Annotated in this window: 22 protein-coding genes; 19 read left to right on the forward strand and 3 right to left on the reverse strand. The window is 69.9% G+C overall.

Going from position 1 to position 16,686, the window contains the following annotated elements; translation table 11 throughout:
- Positions 1-223 precede the first annotated feature (223 nt).
- The 19 genes from rplN (at position 224) to rplQ (ending at position 10,878) form a co-directional block, all read left to right on the forward strand.
- On the forward strand, positions 224-592 hold the full coding sequence (rplN, locus tag ACXET9_RS13625; protein ID WP_457887193.1) for a 50S ribosomal protein L14: 369 nt from the start codon (positions 224-226) through the stop codon (positions 590-592).
- Between the two features lie 2 nt (positions 593-594).
- Positions 595-981: a 50S ribosomal protein L24 gene (gene rplX / locus ACXET9_RS13630; RefSeq protein WP_457887195.1), complete on the forward strand. Its 387-nt coding sequence runs from the start codon at positions 595-597 to the stop codon at positions 979-981.
- Positions 981-1,553 carry a 50S ribosomal protein L5 gene (gene rplE, locus ACXET9_RS13635; RefSeq protein ID WP_457887197.1) on the forward strand — a complete coding sequence of 191 codons (573 nt, stop codon included), beginning with the start codon at positions 981-983 and terminating at the stop codon, positions 1,551-1,553. Before rplX ends, rplE begins: the two co-directional genes overlap by 1 nt.
- Before the next feature lies 1 nt (position 1,554).
- Positions 1,555-1,740, forward strand: coding sequence for a type Z 30S ribosomal protein S14 (locus ACXET9_RS13640; RefSeq protein WP_010550318.1), 186 nt, complete (start codon positions 1,555-1,557; stop codon positions 1,738-1,740).
- 71 nt (positions 1,741-1,811) lie between these two features.
- Positions 1,812-2,210, forward strand: a complete 399-nt coding sequence (gene rpsH, locus ACXET9_RS13645; protein ID WP_457887200.1) for a 30S ribosomal protein S8 — start codon at positions 1,812-1,814, stop codon at positions 2,208-2,210.
- 19 nt (positions 2,211-2,229) lie between these two features.
- On the forward strand, positions 2,230-2,772 hold the full coding sequence (gene rplF, locus ACXET9_RS13650; protein WP_457887202.1) for a 50S ribosomal protein L6: 543 nt from the start codon (positions 2,230-2,232) through the stop codon (positions 2,770-2,772).
- A gap of 2 nt (positions 2,773-2,774) precedes the next feature.
- A complete protein-coding gene (gene rplR, locus ACXET9_RS13655; protein ID WP_457887204.1) occupies positions 2,775-3,161 on the forward strand; it encodes a 50S ribosomal protein L18 in 387 nt (128 codons plus the stop codon).
- Positions 3,162-3,189: 28 nt separating this feature from the next.
- Positions 3,190-3,876 carry a 30S ribosomal protein S5 gene (gene rpsE, locus ACXET9_RS13660; protein WP_457887206.1) on the forward strand — a complete coding sequence of 229 codons (687 nt, stop codon included), beginning with the start codon at positions 3,190-3,192 and terminating at the stop codon, positions 3,874-3,876.
- On the forward strand, positions 3,873-4,055 hold the full coding sequence (rpmD, locus tag ACXET9_RS13665; RefSeq protein WP_457887265.1) for a 50S ribosomal protein L30: 183 nt from the start codon (positions 3,873-3,875) through the stop codon (positions 4,053-4,055). Before rpsE ends, rpmD begins: the two co-directional genes overlap by 4 nt.
- A gap of 6 nt (positions 4,056-4,061) precedes the next feature.
- On the forward strand, positions 4,062-4,523 hold the full coding sequence (gene rplO / locus ACXET9_RS13670; RefSeq protein WP_457887208.1) for a 50S ribosomal protein L15: 462 nt from the start codon (positions 4,062-4,064) through the stop codon (positions 4,521-4,523).
- Positions 4,524-4,678: 155 nt separating this feature from the next.
- Entirely contained in the window at positions 4,679-5,983 is a 1,305-nt protein-coding gene (secY, locus tag ACXET9_RS13675) for a preprotein translocase subunit SecY (protein WP_457887210.1), read from the forward strand.
- Complete coding sequence (locus ACXET9_RS13680) at positions 5,980-6,576, forward strand: adenylate kinase (RefSeq protein WP_457887212.1); 597 nt, start codon at positions 5,980-5,982, stop codon at positions 6,574-6,576. The genes secY and ACXET9_RS13680 overlap by 4 nt, the downstream gene beginning before the upstream one ends.
- Positions 6,573-7,412: a type I methionyl aminopeptidase gene (map, locus tag ACXET9_RS13685; protein ID WP_457887214.1), complete on the forward strand. Its 840-nt coding sequence runs from the start codon at positions 6,573-6,575 to the stop codon at positions 7,410-7,412. The genes ACXET9_RS13680 and map overlap by 4 nt, the downstream gene beginning before the upstream one ends.
- Before the next feature lie 320 nt (positions 7,413-7,732).
- Positions 7,733-7,954: a translation initiation factor IF-1 gene (gene infA, locus ACXET9_RS13690; protein ID WP_457887216.1), complete on the forward strand. Its 222-nt coding sequence runs from the start codon at positions 7,733-7,735 to the stop codon at positions 7,952-7,954.
- Between the two features lie 21 nt (positions 7,955-7,975).
- Positions 7,976-8,089 (forward strand): 50S ribosomal protein L36, encoded by a 114-nt coding sequence (gene rpmJ / locus ACXET9_RS13695; protein ID WP_010532506.1) that lies wholly within the window; start codon positions 7,976-7,978, stop codon positions 8,087-8,089.
- Between the two features lie 214 nt (positions 8,090-8,303).
- On the forward strand, positions 8,304-8,678 hold the full coding sequence (gene rpsM, locus ACXET9_RS13700; RefSeq protein ID WP_457887218.1) for a 30S ribosomal protein S13: 375 nt from the start codon (positions 8,304-8,306) through the stop codon (positions 8,676-8,678).
- Positions 8,679-8,787: 109 nt separating this feature from the next.
- The gene (gene rpsK / locus ACXET9_RS13705) at positions 8,788-9,192 is read left to right on the forward strand and encodes a 30S ribosomal protein S11 (protein WP_457887220.1); all 405 of its coding nucleotides are present in this window, start codon (positions 8,788-8,790) and stop codon (positions 9,190-9,192) included.
- A gap of 160 nt (positions 9,193-9,352) precedes the next feature.
- Positions 9,353-10,348 carry a DNA-directed RNA polymerase subunit alpha gene (locus ACXET9_RS13710; protein WP_457887222.1) on the forward strand — a complete coding sequence of 332 codons (996 nt, stop codon included), beginning with the start codon at positions 9,353-9,355 and terminating at the stop codon, positions 10,346-10,348.
- A 26-nt stretch (positions 10,349-10,374) separates the two neighbouring features.
- Positions 10,375-10,878 (forward strand): 50S ribosomal protein L17, encoded by a 504-nt coding sequence (rplQ, locus tag ACXET9_RS13715; protein ID WP_457887224.1) that lies wholly within the window; start codon positions 10,375-10,377, stop codon positions 10,876-10,878.
- Positions 10,879-11,168: 290 nt separating this feature from the next.
- Here the strand turns inward: rplQ and purL are convergent, their stop codons facing one another.
- From purL to ACXET9_RS13730, 3 genes are all read right to left on the reverse strand, one after another.
- Positions 11,169-13,499: a phosphoribosylformylglycinamidine synthase subunit PurL gene (purL, locus tag ACXET9_RS13720; RefSeq protein ID WP_457887226.1), complete on the reverse strand. Its 2,331-nt coding sequence runs from the start codon at positions 13,497-13,499 to the stop codon at positions 11,169-11,171.
- Positions 13,500-13,638: 139 nt separating this feature from the next.
- Positions 13,639-15,810 carry an acyl-CoA dehydrogenase family protein gene (locus ACXET9_RS13725; RefSeq protein ID WP_457887228.1) on the reverse strand — a complete coding sequence of 724 codons (2,172 nt, stop codon included), beginning with the start codon at positions 15,808-15,810 and terminating at the stop codon, positions 13,639-13,641.
- The gene (locus ACXET9_RS13730) at positions 15,807-16,490 is read right to left on the reverse strand and encodes a TetR/AcrR family transcriptional regulator (RefSeq protein WP_457887230.1); all 684 of its coding nucleotides are present in this window, start codon (positions 16,488-16,490) and stop codon (positions 15,807-15,809) included. Before ACXET9_RS13730 ends, ACXET9_RS13725 begins: the two co-directional genes overlap by 4 nt.
- Between the last annotated feature and the right edge of the window lie 196 nt (positions 16,491-16,686).

The following is a 16,686-nucleotide window of genomic DNA, read 5'->3' on the forward strand; positions in this document are numbered from 1 at the left end:
CGGAGACCCCGCACGAAACAGCGAACGCCACGCGTTCTCCATGCTAGTGCCTGAGTCCGGCCGAGGGTTTTTTGGTGCCCGGCGCCCGTCGGCGGTGATGTCCGAAGCCCTCGCGAGAGGGAACGCCGGATGGATCCGGGCATGGTCCACATTCTGTTCCGCCAGGCTCGGCCGGTTCGCTCACGCGATCGGGAAGAGAACCGGCGAGACGATAGGAGAACGAGTGATTCAGCAGGAGTCGCGACTGAAGGTCGCCGACAACACGGGTGCCAAGGAGATTCTCTGCATCCGTGTTCTCGGTGGCTCCGGTCGCCGTTACGCCAGCATCGGGGACACCATCGTGGCGACCGTCAAGGACGCCATCCCCGGTGGCAACGTGAAGAAGGGTGACGTCGTCAAGGCCGTCGTCGTCCGCGCAACCAAGGAGAACCGTCGCACCGACGGTTCCTACATCCGCTTCGACGAGAACGCGGCGGTGATCCTCAAGAACGACGGGGAGCCCCGTGGCACTCGCATCTTCGGTCCCGTCGGTCGCGAGCTGCGCGACAAGCGGTTCATGAAGATCGTGTCGCTGGCGCCGGAGGTGCTGTGAACATGGCAAAGATGAAGATCAAGAAGGGCGATCTCGTCCAGGTCATCACGGGCCGCACGAGCGACACCGACAAGGCCGCCGCGCGCGGCCTCGAGGCGGGCGACAAGGGGAAGCAGGGCCGCGTGCTCGAGGTCTTCCCCGAGTCCGATCGCGTCCTCGTCGAGGGCGTCAACCGTCGCACCCACCACCTCAAGCCGAACCAGGCCGGTGCGGCCGGCGGCATCGAGCAGCGCGAGGCCCCGATCCACGTCTCGAACGTGGCTCTGGTCGACCCGGAGGACAACAAGCCCACCAAGGTCGGCTTCCGCGTCGAGACCGTCGAGCTCGAGAACGGCCGCAGCAAGCAGGTTCGCGTGCGGTACGCCAAGCGTTCCGGGAAGGACATCTGATGTCGGAGACCACCGCCACCCAGGCGCCCAGCCCGCGTCTGAAGAGCACCTACCGCGAGACCATCAAGGGTCAGCTCACCGAGCAGTTCGGCTACGAGAACGTCATGCTCATCCCGGGCCTGACCAAGATCGTCGTGAACATGGGTGTCGGCGACGCCGCCCGCGACTCGAAGGTCATCGACGGTGCGATCCGCGACCTCGAGGCCATCACCGGCCAGAAGCCGCAGGTCACCAAGGCTCGCAAGTCCATCGCGCAGTTCAAGCTGCGTGAGGGCATGCCGATCGGCGCGCACGTCACGCTGCGCGGCGACCGCATGTGGGAGTTCCTGGACCGTCTGCTGTCCACCGCGCTCCCGCGCATCCGCGACTTCCGCGGTCTCTCGCCGAAGCACTTCGACGGCAACGGCAACTACACCTTCGGTCTCACGGAGCAGGTCATGTTCCACGAGATCGACCAGGACAAGATCGATCGCGTCCGCGGTATGGACATCACGGTCGTCACCACCGCGAAGACCGACGACGAGGGACGCGCGCTGCTCAAGCTGCTCGGCTTCCCCTTCAAGGAGAACTGATATGGCGAAGACAGCCCTGATCAAGAAGTCGGAGCGCAAGCCCAAGTTCGCTGTGCGCGCCTACACCCGTTGCCAGCGGTGCGGTCGTCCGCACTCGGTGTACCGGAAGTTCGGGCTCTGCCGAGTGTGCCTGCGGGAGATGGCCCACCGCGGCGAGCTCCCCGGCGTCACCAAGAGCAGCTGGTAAGGACTACCGCCAGAGGTCCTGAGGCACCCTGATGGTGCCGAGGGAAACCAGGTGAGGAAGAAGCAACAGACATGACCATGACCGACCCGATCGCGGACATGCTGACGCGGATCCGGAACGCCTCCGGGGCGTACCACGAGACCGCGTCCATGCCGTATTCGAAGCTGAAGGCCCGCATCGCGGACATCCTGAAGGCAGAGGGCTACATCCTCGGCTGGCACGAGGAGGAGGCCGAGGTGGGCAGCAAGCTCGTCGTCGAGCTGAAGTACTCCGACGGCCGCGAGCGCGCCATCTCCGGGATCCGCCGCATCTCGAAGCCCGGCCTTCGCGTGTACGCCAAGTCCACCAACCTGCCCAAGGTCCTCGGCGGCCTGGGCGTGGCGATCCTGTCCACGTCCTCCGGCCTTCTGACCGACAAGCAGGCTGCCAAGAAGGGTGTGGGTGGGGAAGTCCTCGCCTACATCTGGTGAGCGGGAGAGGAGCACCGATATGTCCCGCATCGGACGCCTGCCGGTTGCAGTTCCGGCCGCTGTCAAGAACGTCACCATCGAGGGCGACACCGTCACGGTGAACGGCCCCAAGGGCGAGCTCACGCATGTCGTGCCGTCGCCCATCACCGTCGAGCGCGGTGAGGACGGCTCCATCGTCGTGAACCGTCCCGACGACGAGCGCGAGTCGAAGGCCCTCCACGGCCTGACCCGCACGCTCATCCACAACATGGTCCTCGGCGTCACCGAGGGCTACACCAAGAAGCTGGAGATCGTGGGCACGGGCTACCGTGTGACCGCGAAGGGCTCGGACCTCGAGTTCGCCCTCGGCTTCTCCCACCCCGTCATCGTGAAGGCGCCCGAGGGCATCTCCTTCGCGGTCGAGGCCCCGACCAAGTTCTCGGTCAACGGCATCGACAAGCAGCAGGTGGGCGAGGTCGCGGCGAACATCCGCAAGCTGCGCAAGCCGGAGCCCTACAAGGGCAAGGGCGTGCGCTACGCGGACGAGACCGTGCTGCGCAAGGCCGGAAAGGCTGGTAAGTGACCATGGGTTACGCACTCAAGCACACCAAGGGCAAGGCCGGCAGCAAGCTGCGCTCGCGCGGCCGTCGTCACCTCCGCGTGCGTCGCCGCGTCGTCGGCACCGCGCAGCGGCCCCGTCTGGTCGTCACCCGTTCGCAGCGCCATGTGTTCGTCCAGGTCGTCGATGACGCCCTCGGCCGGACCCTGGCCTCCGCCTCGACCATGGAGGCGGACCTGCGCGCAGCGTCCGCCACCAAGTCGGACAAGGCCCGCACGGTCGGAACCCTGGTCGCCGAGCGCGCCAAGGCCGCCGGCATCGAGGCCGTCGTGTTCGACCGCGGCGGCAACAAGTACCACGGCCGCGTGGCCGCTGTCGCAGACGGCGCCCGCGAAGCCGGCCTGGCACTGTGATCGCCCAGGACGAGAAGAGGATCTGAACATGGCTGCACAGCAGCGGAACAACGGTCCCGCGGCCTCCGGCCGTCGGGGCGAGAACAGCAACAGCACCCAGGAGCGCGGCGGCGAGCGTCGCGGCGGCGGGCGTCGTGGCGAGGGTCGCGGCGGTCGTAACCAGGAGCCGGAGAAGTCCGCGTTCCTCGAGCGCGTCGTGAGCATCAACCGCGTCTCCAAGGTCGTCAAGGGCGGCCGTCGGTTCTCCTTCACCGCCCTCGTGGTGGTGGGTGACGGCGACGGCACCGTCGGCGTCGGCTACGGCAAGGCCAAGGAGGTCCCTGCGGCGATCTCCAAGGGCGTCGAGGAGGCGAAGAAGAACTTCTTCCGCGTCCCGCGCGTCCAGGGCACCGTCGTGCACCCGGTCCAGGGCGAGGACGCGGCGGGCATCGTCCTGCTCCGTCCGGCGGCTCCCGGCACCGGTGTGATCGCGGGCGGTCCCGTCCGCGCCGTGCTCGAGTGCGCAGGCGTCCACGACGTCCTGTCGAAGTCGCTCGGGTCGACGAACCAGATCAACATCGTGCGGGCCACCATCGCGGCTCTGAAGCAGCTCGAGGAGCCGGAGGCCGTCGCGGCCCGTCGCGGTCTCCCCGTCGAGGATGTCGCTCCGGCGGCTCTGCTCCGCGCCCAGGCCGAGGGCCGCGCCGCGGCTCGCGCCGAGAAGGTGGGTGCCTGATGCAGCTCAAGGTGACCCAGGTCCGTTCCGAAATCGGCGGCACCCAGTCCCAGCGTGCGACCCTGCGCGGCCTCGGCCTCAAGCGCATCGGTCACACGGTGGTGAAGGACGACCGCCCTGAGATCCGCGGCATGATCCGCGCCGTCACCCACCTGGTGACGGTCGAAGAGGTGGACTGATCCCTCATGACTGAGAAGAACAACGAGAGCCCGCTGAAGCTCCATGACCTGCGCCCCGCGCCCGGTGCCAAGACCGCGCGCACCCGCGTCGGCCGTGGTGAGGGCAGCAAGGGCAAGACCGCGGGACGCGGCACCAAGGGCACGAAGGCCCGCTACCAGGTGCCCGTCGGCTTCGAGGGCGGCCAGGTGCCGATCCACATGCGCCTCCCGAAGCTCCGCGGCTTCACCAACCCCTTCCGCGTCGAGTACCAGGTCGTGAACCTGTCGGCCCTGCAGGAGCTGTTCCCCGAGGGCGGCACTGTCACGGTCGAGGATCTCGTCGCCAAGGGCGCCGTCCGCAAGAACCAGCCCGTCAAGGTGCTGGGCAGCGGCGAGGTCAGCGTCAAGCTCGACATCACCGCGCAGAAGTTCTCCGCCTCGGCGGAGCAGAAGATCACCGCGGCCGGCGGGTCCGTCACCGTCGCGTGAGTGTCTTTTGACGGGGCACCGCGGCACAGAATATTCTGTGCCGCGGTGCCCCGTCTCTGTGCATCGGGGCCGGTCCGATGTCCGTGCACATGGCGCGGCGCCGGGACGGACCGCGACGTCCACGGCCTGTCCCCGGACCCCCAGGAGGGAATCTCGTGAACTCGTTCGTGCGCGCTCTGCGCACACCTGAACTGCGCTCGAAGATCATCTTCACGCTCGGTCTGCTCGCGATCTACCGGCTGGGCGTGTTCGTCCCGACCCCGGGCTTCGAGTACACCAACGTCATGATCTGCGCAGACCAGGCCGCCAGCGCCGGAAGCTCGAGCATCCTCGGGATGGTCAGCCTCTTCTCCGGCGGAGCGCTGCTGCAGCTGTCGATCTTCTCGCTCGGCGTGATGCCCTACATCACCGCCTCGATCATCATCCAGCTGCTGCGCGTGGTGATCCCGCGCTTCGAGGCCCTCCACAAGGAGGGCCAGTCCGGCACCGCGAAGCTCACCCAGTACACGCGCTACCTGACCATCGGTCTGGCCGTCCTGCAGTCGACGACGATCATCACGCTCGTCCGCTCCGGCCAGTTCTTCACCAACTGCAGCCTGGAGCTGGTGCCCGACCAGTCGATCCCCACCCTGCTGCTCATGGTCCTCACCATGACCGTCGGCTGCGTGCTGATCATGTGGATGGGCGAGGTCATCACCGAGCGCGGCATCGGCAACGGCATGTCGCTGCTGATCTTCACCTCGATCGCCGCCTCGTTCCCGGCCTCGCTGGGCCAGATCTACCAGCTGCAGGGCTGGATGACCTTCGCGCTGATCATCCTGGTCGCGCTCGTGGTGATGGTCGGCGTCGTCTTCGTCGAGCAGTCGCAGCGCCGCATCCCGGTCCAGTACGCCAAGCGCATGGTCGGCCGACGGATGTACGGCGGCACCTCGACCTACATCCCGATCAAGGTCAACCAGTCCGGCGTCATCCCCGTCATCTTCGCCTCGTCGATCCTGGCGCTGCCGCAGATGGCCTCGTCGTTCGGCGATCCGAACGCCGCCTGGGTGCAGTGGGTCAACACGCACCTGGTCATGGGCTTCACGTTCTCCTGGATCTACGCGCTGGTGTACGTCGCGCTGATCATCTTCTTCGCGTTCTTCTACACGTCGATCACCTTCAACGCGGAGGAGATCGCCGACAACATGAAGAAGTACGGCGGTTTCGTGCCGAACGTGCGCGCGGGCAAGCCCACCGAGCGCTACCTGCAGTACGTGATCAACCGGATCCAGACGCCCGGCGCCCTCTACCTCGCGGTGATCTCGCTGATCCCGCTGTTCGCCCTGGTCTACCTCGGGGCCTCCCAGAACTTCCCGCTCGGCGGAGCGTCGCTCCTCATCATCATCGGCGTCGGCCTCGACACCGTGAAGCAGATCGACGCGAAGCTGCAGCAGCACCACTACGAAGGGATCCTCCGGTGACCACCTCCACCGACACCACCGCCTCCGCCCGCCGCCTCCTGATCGTCGGCCCGCCCGGGGCCGGCAAGGGCACGCAGGCCGTGCGCATCGCCGAGGCCGCCGGGATCCCCGCGATCTCCACCGGCGACATCTTCCGTGCGAACGTCTCGCAGGAGACCGAGCTCGGGGTGCTGGCGAAGTCCTACATGGACAAGGGCGAGTACGTTCCGGACTCCGTCACCAACGACATGGTCCGCGACCGCCTCGGCGAGGACGATGCGAAGGACGGCTTCCTGCTGGACGGCTACCCGCGCACGCTCGCGCAGGTCGAGGCCCTCGACGGCGTCCTCGCCGCGCTGGGCACCCCGCTGGACCGCGTCCTGCTGCTGGACGTCGAGCCCGAGATCGTCATCGAGCGCCTCATCGCGCGCGGTGCGGAGCAGGGTCGCAGCGACGACAACGAGGAGACCATCCGTCGGCGCATCGAGGTCTACACCGAGCAGACCTCGCCGCTGATCGACGTCTACGAGGAGCGCGGCATCCTCCGTCGCGTCGACGGCACCGCCTCGATCGACGAGGTCGCCGTCGCCCTCCAGGAGGCGCTGTCCCTGTGAAGGGCCTCCGGGAGCGCGTGGAGCTGAAGACTCCCGAGCAGATCGCCGTCATGCGACGCAGCGGCGCGCTGCTCGCGCGCGTGCACGACATGCTCGCCGCCGAGCTGCGGCCGGGGATCACCACGGCGCAGCTCGACGCGCTGGCGGAGACGATGATCCGCGACGAGGGCGCGCTCCCGAACTTCCTGGGGTACCACGGCTTCCCGGCCACGCTGTGCATCAGCGTGAACGAGGTCGTGGTCCACGGGATCCCCGGCGAGCTCGTCATCGAGGAGGGCGACGTCGTCTCGATCGACGGCGGCTGCATCGTCGAGGGCTGGCATTCGGACTCCGCGCGCACCCATATCGTCGGCGCGCCGCGGCGCCAGGCCGACGTCGACCTCGTGCGCATCACCGAGGAGGCCCTCTGGGAGGGCATCGCCGCCCTCGCCTCCGCGCAGCGCGTGGGCGAGATCGGGGCCGCGATCGAGGACTTCGTCGCCAAGGAGGCGGGGGATGCCCTCGCGCACCTCGAGGACTTCGGAGGGCACGGCATCGGCACCGCCATGCACCAGCCCCCGGACGTCATGAACTACCGGACCCGCTCGAAGGGCCCGAAGGTCCGCCCGGGCATGTGCCTCGCGATCGAGCCGATGCTGATCCAGGGCTCCGGCGACTGGGCCATGGACGACGACGAGTGGACGATCCGCGCCACCGGCGGCGGCCGCGCCGCCCACGCCGAGCACTCGGTCGCGGTCACGGAGCAGGGACTGATCGTCCTCACCGCGGCCGACGGCGGCATCGCCTGCCTCGCCGAGCGCGGCATCGCCGCCGCGCCGGATCCGCTCTCCGCGTGAGGGCCTGCGCGGGATGCTCGGCGCGACGCGCGGAGCGGCCCGCGGAGTGAGCGGCGTCATCCGCTGATCCTCTCGCCGTCCCCGAGGATGGCGTGTACGCTGGATGATCGGGTGTGCTCCGCGCGCTGGCACGGACTCCGGTCCCTGCTCGTCCCGTCCCGCTTCATCGTCGTCCGCCGTCCCGGCGTCGACGGCGACGTCGGTCGGTGCTTCGGAGCCTCGCCCCCGGTGCCCGTGATCCGTCAGCCGACGGTGCGCGGGCACGGACAACGATTGCGGAACTCAGCCGGCGGGCGCCGTCGGCGAGAGATTGGGGAGGCATGGCCAAGAAGGACGGAGTGATCGAGGTCGAGGGCACGGTCATGGAGGCGCTGGCGAACGCACGCTTCCGTGTCGAGCTCGACAACGGCCACAAGGTGCTCGCACACATCTCCGGGAAGATGCGCCAGCACTACATCCGCATCCTTCCCGAGGACCGCGTGGTCGTCGAGCTGAGCCCCTACGACCTCGACCGGGGCCGCATCGTCTACCGCTACAAGTGATAGTCCCGGGAGAAGGAAGAGATGAAGGTCAAGCCGAGCGTCAAGCCGATCTGTGACAACTGCAAGGTGATCCGTCGCCACTCGCGCGTCATGGTGATCTGCTCGAACCCGCGTCACAAGCAGCGCCAGGGCTGAACGGACCCGTTCCGTCGGCCGCGGCCCTGCCGTGACATCGCCGCAGGATGCGGCAGCCCCTGAGGGGGCACCGCCCGCACAGCGGGCACCACAACAGAAGAGACGACATCGCCGGCCCAGGCCGGATACCCGCAGTCGGAGGCTGCGGCGTCGACGGGAGCAGCCCGCGACGGGATGTCGGCTCAGGCCTCCGAGACATGTAGGAGAACTGCACATGGCACGTCTGGTGGGAGTCGATCTTCCGCGCGAGAAGCGCCTCGAAATCGCCCTGACGTACATCTTCGGCATCGGCCGCACCCGCGCCCTCGAGACCCTGGCTGCGACCGGGGTCGACGGCGACAAGCGCGTCCGCGACCTCGACGACGAGGAGCTGGTCAAGCTCCGCGACCACATCGAGGCGAACTACCAGCACGAGGGCGACCTGCGTCGCGAGGTGGCTGCGAACATCCGCCGCAAGGTCGAGATCGGCAGCTACGAGGGCCTGCGTCACCGCCGCGGCCTGCCGGTGCGCGGTCAGCGCACCAAGACCAACGCGCGCACCCGCAAGGGCCCGAAGCGCACCGTGGCGGGCAAGAAGAAGGCTCGCTGACCTTCCCCGTCGTTCGTCAGCGTCGGCCATGACGGCCCGCTGACCAGCACTCGCAGAGCGCCGACGAGGGATACGGCGCACCAGACCCCCCATCAAGGAGTTCGCCAGCATGGCATCCAAGACCCGCCAGGCCGCAGCGCGCAAGCCGCGCCGCAAGGACAAGAAGAACGTCGTCAACGGCCAGGCTCACATCAAGAGCACCTTCAACAACACCATCGTGTCGATCACCGATCCGACCGGTGCTGTCATCTCCTGGGCCTCCGCCGGCCAGGTCGGCTTCAAGGGCTCGCGCAAGTCCACCCCGTACGCCGCGCAGATGGCCGCCGAGGCCGCCGCTCGTCGCGCGCAGGAGCACGGCCTGAAGAAGGTCGACGTCTTCGTGAAGGGCCCGGGCTCCGGCCGCGAGACCGCGATCCGCTCGCTCACCGCGACCGGCCTCGAGGTCGGCTCCATCCAGGACGTCACCCCGCAGGCGCACAACGGCACCCGTCCGGCCAAGCGCCGCCGCGTCTGAGTCGTCGACGGCCGATGCGCGGCTCTGCCGCGCCCGTCGGCCGTCCCCGGTGACCGAGCGCGTCGTCGCGCGCTCGGTCGCCCTCTGGACACCCATCACCCTCAGGCCCATCGCCCCCTTCTGAGCGTCATATGGCGGACGCTCACGGAAAGGACTCACAGTGCTCATTGCACAGCGCCCCACGCTGACCGAAGAGGTCGTGTCCGAGTACCGCTCCCGGTTCGTGATCGAGCCGCTCGAGCCGGGCTTCGGCTACACGCTCGGGAACTCCCTGCGTCGGACTCTGCTGTCCTCCATCCCCGGTGCCGCGGTCACCTCGATCCGCATCGACGGCGTGCTGCACGAGTTCAGCACCGTCCCCGGGGTCAAGGAGGATGTCACCGAGATCATCCTGAACATCAAGAACCTCGTCGTCTCCTCGGAGAACGACGAGCCCGTCGTGATGTACCTCCGCAAGGATGAGGAGGGCAAGGTCACCGCTGGTGACATCACGCCCCCCGCGGGCGTGGAGATCCACAACCCCGACCTGCACATCGCGACCCTGAACGACAAGGGCCGCCTGGAGATCGAGCTGATCGTCGAGCGCGGTCGCGGCTACGTCTCCGCTGCGCAGAACAAGGGCGTGGACGGCGAGATCGGCCGTGTGCCGGTCGACTCGATCTACTCGCCGGTCCTCAAGGTCACCTACAAGGTCGAGGCCACCCGTGTCGAGCAGCGCACCGACTTCGACAAGCTGATCGTCGACGTCGAGACGAAGCCCGCCATCTCCCCGCGCGACGCCGTCGCCTCCGCCGGCAAGACCCTGGTCGAGCTGTTCGGTCTGGCGCACGAGCTGAACCAGGAGGCCGAGGGCATCGAGATCGGTCCGTCCCCGACGGACCAGGCCCTGGCCGCCGACCTGGCGCTGCCGATCAACGACCTGAACCTCACGGTCCGGTCGTACAACTGCCTGATGCGCGAGGGCGTCCACACCGTCGGAGAGCTGACCGCCCGTTCCGAGGCCGATCTGCTCGACATCCGCAACTTCGGTCAGAAGTCCATCGACGAGGTCAAGGCGAAGCTCGCCGAGCTCGGCCTGTCGCTGAAGGACTCCCCGGCCGGCTTCGACCCGTCGGCACTGGAGTCCTACTCCGACGACTTCGGCGACCAGTACTGACCTATATCTGAACTAGGAGAACGACCATGCCTGCTCCCACCAAGGGCGCGCGCCTCGGCGGATCCCCCGCGCACGAGCGGATGATCATCGCCAACCTCGCCACCGAGCTGTTCCGCCACAAGGCGATCACCACCACCGAGACCAAGGCGAAGCGACTGCGTCCCTACGCCGAGCGCCTCATCACCCAGGCCAAGAAGGGCGACCTCGCGTCGCGCCGTCAGGTCATGCGCACCATCCGTGACAAGGGCGTCGTCTACTCGCTCTTCGAGGAGATCGCGCCGACCTTCTCGGAGCGTCCCGGCGGCTACACCCGCATCACCAAGATCGGCCCCCGCAAGGGCGACAACGCCCCCATGGCGGTCATCGAGCTGGTCCAGGAGGCCTACTCGCCGAAGCAGGCCGTGGTGAAGGAGGCCGAGGGCGCCGCGAAGAACGCCGCCAAGGCCGACGACGCCGTCGAGGCTGTCGAGGAGACCACCGAGGCGACCGAGGCTCCGGCCGAGGAGACCACCGAGGAGGAGAAGGCCTGATCCTCTGATCAGCGCCTGACCCCGGCGGCGTCCTCGCGGACGCGGCCGCTCGCCACGAGGGCGGGACGACGGATCATCCGATCCGACGTCCCGCCCTCGTGGCATTCCGGCTGCGGTCCTCGCGTTCAGCGCGCGCCGGAGCGCGGCGGCGGGGTGCCAGGGCCCGGCGGAGGCGTTCCGCAGCGGCGCAGCGCGCCGGAGCCGGACAGCACGAGGGCCCGATGATCGTCCGATCATCGGGCCCTCGGTGCGTGCAGGCGATCGTGCCTGCGGGCGCTCCCGCCTCGATCTCAGCCGAAGTAGCGGGGGAGGGTGCCCTCGCGCAGCTCGCGCAGCTCGGCGGACTCGAACGCCTCGAGGCCGTCGATCGCGAGGGCGGTGCCGCCGGTGGTGCCGATCCGCAGGGCCGGGACGCCGTGCTCGGCGGCGGAGGCCAGCAGCGCCTCCTCCTGGTCCGCGGGGACCGCGACGATCGCGCGGGCCTGGGACTCGGAGAACAGGGCGGTGAAGAGGTCCACGCCGTCGCGCTCGAGGACCGGGGCGAGGTCCGCGGAGACGCCGACGCCGAAGCGGGTGACGGCCTCGACGAGGGCCTGGCCGAGGCCGCCCTCGGAGAGGTCGTGCGCGGCGGAGACGGTGCCGGCGGTGGCCGCACCGATCAGCACCTCCGCGAGCGCCGCCTCGGCGGCGAGGTCGACCTGCGGGGGCAGGCCGCCCAGATGATCGTGGGCGACCTGCGCCCAGGCCGAGCCCGAGAGCTCCTCGCGGGTGGTGCCGAGCAGGATCACGCTCTCGCCCTCGGCGGTCCAGCCGGAGGAGGTGCGGCGGGCGACGTCGTCGAAGACGCCGAGCACGCCGACGACGGGCGTCGGGTGGATCGCCGAGTCGATCAGGCCGGGCTCGCCGGTCGAGTTGTAGAGGGAGACGTTGCCGCCGGTGACGGGCACGCCGAGGGTCTCGCAGGCCTCGGCGAGGCCGCCGATCGCCTCGACGAGCTGCCACATGGGCCCCGGATCCTCGGGGGAGCCGAAGTTGAGGCAGTCGGTGATCGCGAGCGGCCGGGCGCCGGAGGTGGCGACGTTGCGGTAGGCCTCCGCGAGGGCGAGCTGGGCGCCCGTGCGGGGGTCGAGCTTGGTGTAGCGGCCGTTGGCGTCGGTCGCGATGGCGATTCCTCGCCCGGTCTCCTCGTCGATGCGCAGCACGCCGGCGTCGTCGGGCATGGCGAGCGCCGTGTTGCCGCCGACGTAGCGGTCGTACTGGTCGGTGATCCAGCCCGTGGAGGCGAGGTTGGGGGAGGCGATCAGCGTGCGCAGGGTCGCGGCGATCTCGGCGGGGGCCGAGGGGCGGGGGAGCGCCTCGGCGCGGTCGGCCTGGAGGGCGTCCTGCCAGTCGGGCCGCGCGTAGGGGCGGTCGTAGACGGGGCTGTCGATCGCGACGGTCGCCGGGTCCACGTCGACGATCCGCTGGCCGTGGTGGTCGATCGTGAGGCGGCCGTCGCCGGTGACCTCGCCGATCACGGCGGCCTCGACGTCCCACTTCGCGGCGATCGCCTGGAACTCCTCGAGCTTCTCCGGCGGGACGATCGCCATCATGCGCTCCTGCGACTCGCTCATGAGGATCTCCCCGGCGGTGAGGGTCGGGTCGCGCAGCAGCACCTCCTCGAGGTGGATGTGCATGCCGGAGCCGCCGTTGGCGGCGAGCTCGCTGGTCGCGCAGGAGATGCCCGCGGCGCCGAGGTCCTGGATGGCCGCGACGGTGCCGGCCGCGTACAGCTCGAGGCAGGCCTCGATGAGGACCTTCTCCATGAAGGGGTCGCCCACCTGGACGCTGGGGCGCTTCAGCGGCCCGTCCTCCTCGAAGGTCTCCGAGGCGAGGATGGAGGCGCCGCCGATGCCGTCGCCGCCGGTGCGGGCGCCGAAGAGGATCACCTTGTTGCCGGCCCCGGTCGCGGCGCCGGATCGGATGTCCTCGTGACGCATCATCCCGACGGCGAGGGCGTTGACCAGCGGGTTGGTCTGGTAGGAGGCGTCGAAGACGGTCTCGCCGCCGATGTTCGGCAGGCCCAGGGAGTTGCCGTAGCCGCCCACGCCGGAGACGACGCCGTGGACGACGCGCGCGGTGTCGGGGTGGTCGATCGCGCCGAAGCGCAGCTGGTCCATGACCGCGACGGGACGGGCGCCCATCGAGATGATGTCGCGGACGATGCCGCCGACGCCGGTCGCGGCGCCCTGGTACGGCTCGACGTAGGAGGGGTGGTTGTGGGACTCGACCTTGAAGGTCACGGCCCAGCCGTCGCCGATGTCGACGACGCCGGCATCCTCGCCCATGCCCACCAGGAGCTTCTCCCGCATGGCGTCGGTGGTGTGCTTCCCGAAGGTGCGCAGGTGGTTCTTCGAGGACTTGTAGGAGCAGTGCTCGGACCACATGACCGAGTACATGGCGAGCTCGGCGTTCGTCGGGCGGCGTCCGAGGATCTCGCGGATCTTCGCGTACTCGTCGTCCTTCAGGCCGAGCTCGGCGAAGGGCTGGGTCTGATCCGGCGTCGCCGCCGCGTCCTCGACGGTGTCGATGTCAGCGCCGCCCTGCGGGGCGGTGGGGGTGGGGGCGGAAGAAGCGGTCATGCGCGGTCGTCATCCGTTTCTCGACGGCGGAGGTGGGGGCGAGCCGGGACGTGCCCGGCCCGCCCATCCTACGTGGCCTCGCGCCGGCGCGAGCGCCCGGCCGGGGGCCGGGACGCCAGGGCCGGGACGGCGGGTCCGCTCACGACCGTCCGGCGCGAGCCCGCTTCTCCTCCTGCTTCCGACGGTCGCGCAGGACCTTCTCGCTGACGGGGGCGTCGGAGCTCGCGCGCTGGGTGCGGAAGTAGGCGGCGGCCTCGTCCTGGCGGCGCTGCTCGGCGCCCGTCGCGATCGGTGCGCGCACGTGGCCGGGACGGATGTCGAAGGCCGCGACCAGGTCGAGGACGTGCGGGCGCAGGCGCCACAGCAGACGCTTCACGTCGGTGGCGATCTGGCGGCCTCGCTGGGCGGAGACGAGGCCGTTGAGGAGGAACCAGGCGAGGTCGTCCTGGATGAGGGTCAGCCCGAAGAGGTCCCGCACGTCGGTGAGGACGGCGCGGGAGCCCTCGGCGCCGGGGCCCTCGAGCGCCTCGATCCCGGCGGTGAAGGCGCGCCAGCGCACGAGGTCCGCATGGGCGCGGGCGGCGTCGAGCATCTCCACCTGGTGCTTGTTCACGTGGGCGGCGGCGTCCTGCGGGCTCATCTTCGCGGTGGGGCGCAGCGCGAGGGCGACCTCCTCGACCTTCACGCGGGCGCGATCGGCCAGGAGGGCCTCCTGGAACTCCGCCTGGCGCATCGAGTCGGAGGCGCGGCGGGAGCTGGCCCGGTCGCCGATGCCCTGGGCGAGCTCGGTCCAGGGGGTGTGGCGGCGGGCGAGGGTCTCCGCGCGCTGCGCGATGAAGCGGCCGATGCCGGCCCGGTCCACGCTGCGCAGCTCGGAGGTGTAGTCGCTGAGCAGGCGCTTGGCGACGAGCTGCAGCAGGATCGTGTTGTCGCCCTCGAAGGTCGCGTACACGTCGAGGTCCTGGTGCAGGCCGACGAGCTGGTTCTCGGCCATGAAGCCGGAGCCGCCGCAGGCCTCGCGGCATTCCTGGATGGTGTCCAGGGCGAGCCGGGTGGAGGTGGGCTTGAGGGCGGCGGCGAGGGTCTCGAGGTCCTCGCGGCCCTCGGGGGTGTCGCCGCGGCCGGAGAAGACGTCGTCGAAGGCGTGCAGCAGCTGCTCGTGGGCGAAGGCGCCGGCGTAGGTCGCGGCGAGCTTCGGCAGCAGGCGGTGCAGGTGCGCCTGGTAGTCCAGCAGCACGGTCTCCTCGGTGGGGGAGGCGGCGGTGAACTGGCGGCGCTGGGACGCGTAGGTCAGCGCGATGTGCAGCGCGAGCTGGCAGGCGCGGTTGGCGGAGCCGTCGAGGGAGACGCGGCCCTGGACGAGGGTGCCGATCATCGTGAAGAAGCGGCGTCCGGGGGACTCGATGGGGGAGGAGTAGACGCCGTCGGCATCGACCGCGCCGTAGCGGTTCAGGAGGTTCGTGCGGGGGATCCGCACGTGGTCGAAGGCGAGGCGGCCGTTGTCGATGCCGTTCAGGCCGCCCTTCTCGCCGTCGTCCTCGCTCGAGACGCCGGGCAGGAGCTCGCCCTGCGCATCGCGCACGGGCACGTAGAAGCAGTGCACGCCGTGGTCGACGCCCTGCGTGATGAGGCGCGCGAAGACGGTCGCGGCGCGTGCGTGGATCGCGGCGTTGCCGAGGAAGTCCTTCCAGGCGGCGCGGAAGGGCGTGTGGATCACCCATTCGTCGGTCGCGGGATCGTAGGTCGCGGTGGTCGCGAGCGACTGGACGTCGGAGCCGTGGCCGATCTCCGTCATGGCGAAGGCGCCGGGGATCGCGAGGGACATGGCGTCGGGGACCCAGCGCTTCTGCTGCTCCTCGTCGCCGAGCTGGACGATCGCGGAGGTGAACAGGCCCCACTGGACGCCGGCCTTGATCTGGAGCGAGGGATCGGCGACGACGAGCTCCTCGAAGCCCGCGACGTTGGCGCCGTTGTCGTTGGGGCCGCCGAGATGCTCGGGCAGCATCGGCAGCGAGACCTGCTCGTCGGCGAGGGTCTGCAGCTGCGTGAAGACGTGCTCGCGGTGCTGGGCGACGGTGACGTCGAGCGGCCGGTGCAGGGCGGGGCGGCGGGCGCGCTCGCGGGCCTCGTCGCGGGTCGCCGCCCACGAGCCCTTGAGCGCCTGCGCGACGAGGTCGACGGCGAGGCGCGGCGACCCTTCCGGCGGGACCGGGATCGGTCCGGTGGGGGTGGTGCTGCGGCGGCCGACGGCGCTGTCGGCCTCGGGAGCCGGGTCGGATGCCGGCTGGTGGTCCTCGATGATCGTGTTCACGAGTGCAGTCCCTTCATGAGCCAGGTGACGAGATGGATGACGAGCTGGTCGGAGGTGAGGCGGTCGGAGGTGAGCTGGTCGGAGGCGAGCGGGCCCGCCCCGCCCGCCCCGCCCGCCGCGCCCGGCTCCTCGGCGGGGGGCGCGGGCGCGCGCGGGGCCATCCAGGCGTCGACCGACCCCTGGACGAACCCGACGGCGCCGTGGGCCCACACCTGGGGTGCGGGCGTGCCCTCGGGGAGGAAGGTGGTGACCAGGCGGGCGACGGAGTCCAGGAAGTGGTTCAGGCCGTCGCTGGGGCGGGTCACGAAGCGGTAGACGTTCGGGGAGCGCTCGGCGGTGCCGACGTAGGCGCGGATCATCGCGCGGATGCGCTCGTCGGTCGAGGGCTCGCGTCCGGCGTCGGCTTCGAGGGCGCGCAGCTCCTCGACCAGCCGGCGGTGCATGGACGAGAGGATGCGCAGGCCGAGGGCGCGCTGGAGCTGCGCCTTGTCGGAGAAGTACCGGTAGACGATGGACTTCGAGGTGCCGGAGGCGGCGGCGATGTCCTCCATCGTCACGTCGGGGCCCTGCTCATGGATGAGGTGCCGGGCCACGTCCAGGAGCTCGGCGCGCCGCTGCTCGCGGTGCTGCGCCCAGCGGGCGGACCGTCCATCGACAGGGGCTTGCGTCGTCGCATTCACGGAACCTAGGGTATCAAGTACTCTCGGTCCTATGTAAAGGGTCACCCCCGATCCGGGCCGAGGACCCCCGCAGTGAACACGAAGAGGTGCACAGTGAGCCAGACCGACGTCCCGTCCGCGACCGACGGCGCCACCCCGACGACGACCGCGACAGCCTCCGGGTCCGACGCAGCGGCTGAGACCTCCGCGGCCTCCG

Source organism: Brachybacterium netajii (SeqCode) (assembly GCF_054114245.1).

Excerpts from the sequence above, each read along its gene's own strand:
- ACXET9_RS13640 (WP_010550318.1), top strand. The coding sequence starts at position 1,555 with ATGGCGAAGACAGCCCTGATCAAGAAGTCGGAGCGCAAGCCCAAGTTC.
- rplX (WP_457887195.1), top strand. The coding sequence starts at position 595 with ATGGCAAAGATGAAGATCAAGAAGGGCGATCTCGTCCAGGTCATCACG.
- rplR (WP_457887204.1), top strand. The coding sequence starts at position 2,775 with ATGGGTTACGCACTCAAGCACACCAAGGGCAAGGCCGGCAGCAAGCTG.
- rpsM (WP_457887218.1), top strand. The coding sequence starts at position 8,304 with ATGGCACGTCTGGTGGGAGTCGATCTTCCGCGCGAGAAGCGCCTCGAA.
- rplQ (WP_457887224.1), top strand. The coding sequence starts at position 10,375 with ATGCCTGCTCCCACCAAGGGCGCGCGCCTCGGCGGATCCCCCGCGCAC.
- rpmJ (WP_010532506.1), top strand. The coding sequence starts at position 7,976 with ATGAAGGTCAAGCCGAGCGTCAAGCCGATCTGTGACAACTGCAAGGTG.
- purL (WP_457887226.1), bottom strand. The coding sequence starts at position 13,499 with ATGACCGCTTCTTCCGCCCCCACCCCCACCGCCCCGCAGGGCGGCGCT.
- rpsK (WP_457887220.1), top strand. The coding sequence starts at position 8,788 with ATGGCATCCAAGACCCGCCAGGCCGCAGCGCGCAAGCCGCGCCGCAAG.
- infA (WP_457887216.1), top strand. The coding sequence starts at position 7,733 with ATGGCCAAGAAGGACGGAGTGATCGAGGTCGAGGGCACGGTCATGGAG.
- rpsE (WP_457887206.1), top strand. The coding sequence starts at position 3,190 with ATGGCTGCACAGCAGCGGAACAACGGTCCCGCGGCCTCCGGCCGTCGG.
- rpsH (WP_457887200.1), top strand. The coding sequence starts at position 1,812 with ATGACCATGACCGACCCGATCGCGGACATGCTGACGCGGATCCGGAAC.
- rplO (WP_457887208.1), top strand. The coding sequence starts at position 4,062 with ATGACTGAGAAGAACAACGAGAGCCCGCTGAAGCTCCATGACCTGCGC.
- rplE (WP_457887197.1), top strand. The coding sequence starts at position 981 with ATGTCGGAGACCACCGCCACCCAGGCGCCCAGCCCGCGTCTGAAGAGC.
- rplF (WP_457887202.1), top strand. The coding sequence starts at position 2,230 with ATGTCCCGCATCGGACGCCTGCCGGTTGCAGTTCCGGCCGCTGTCAAG.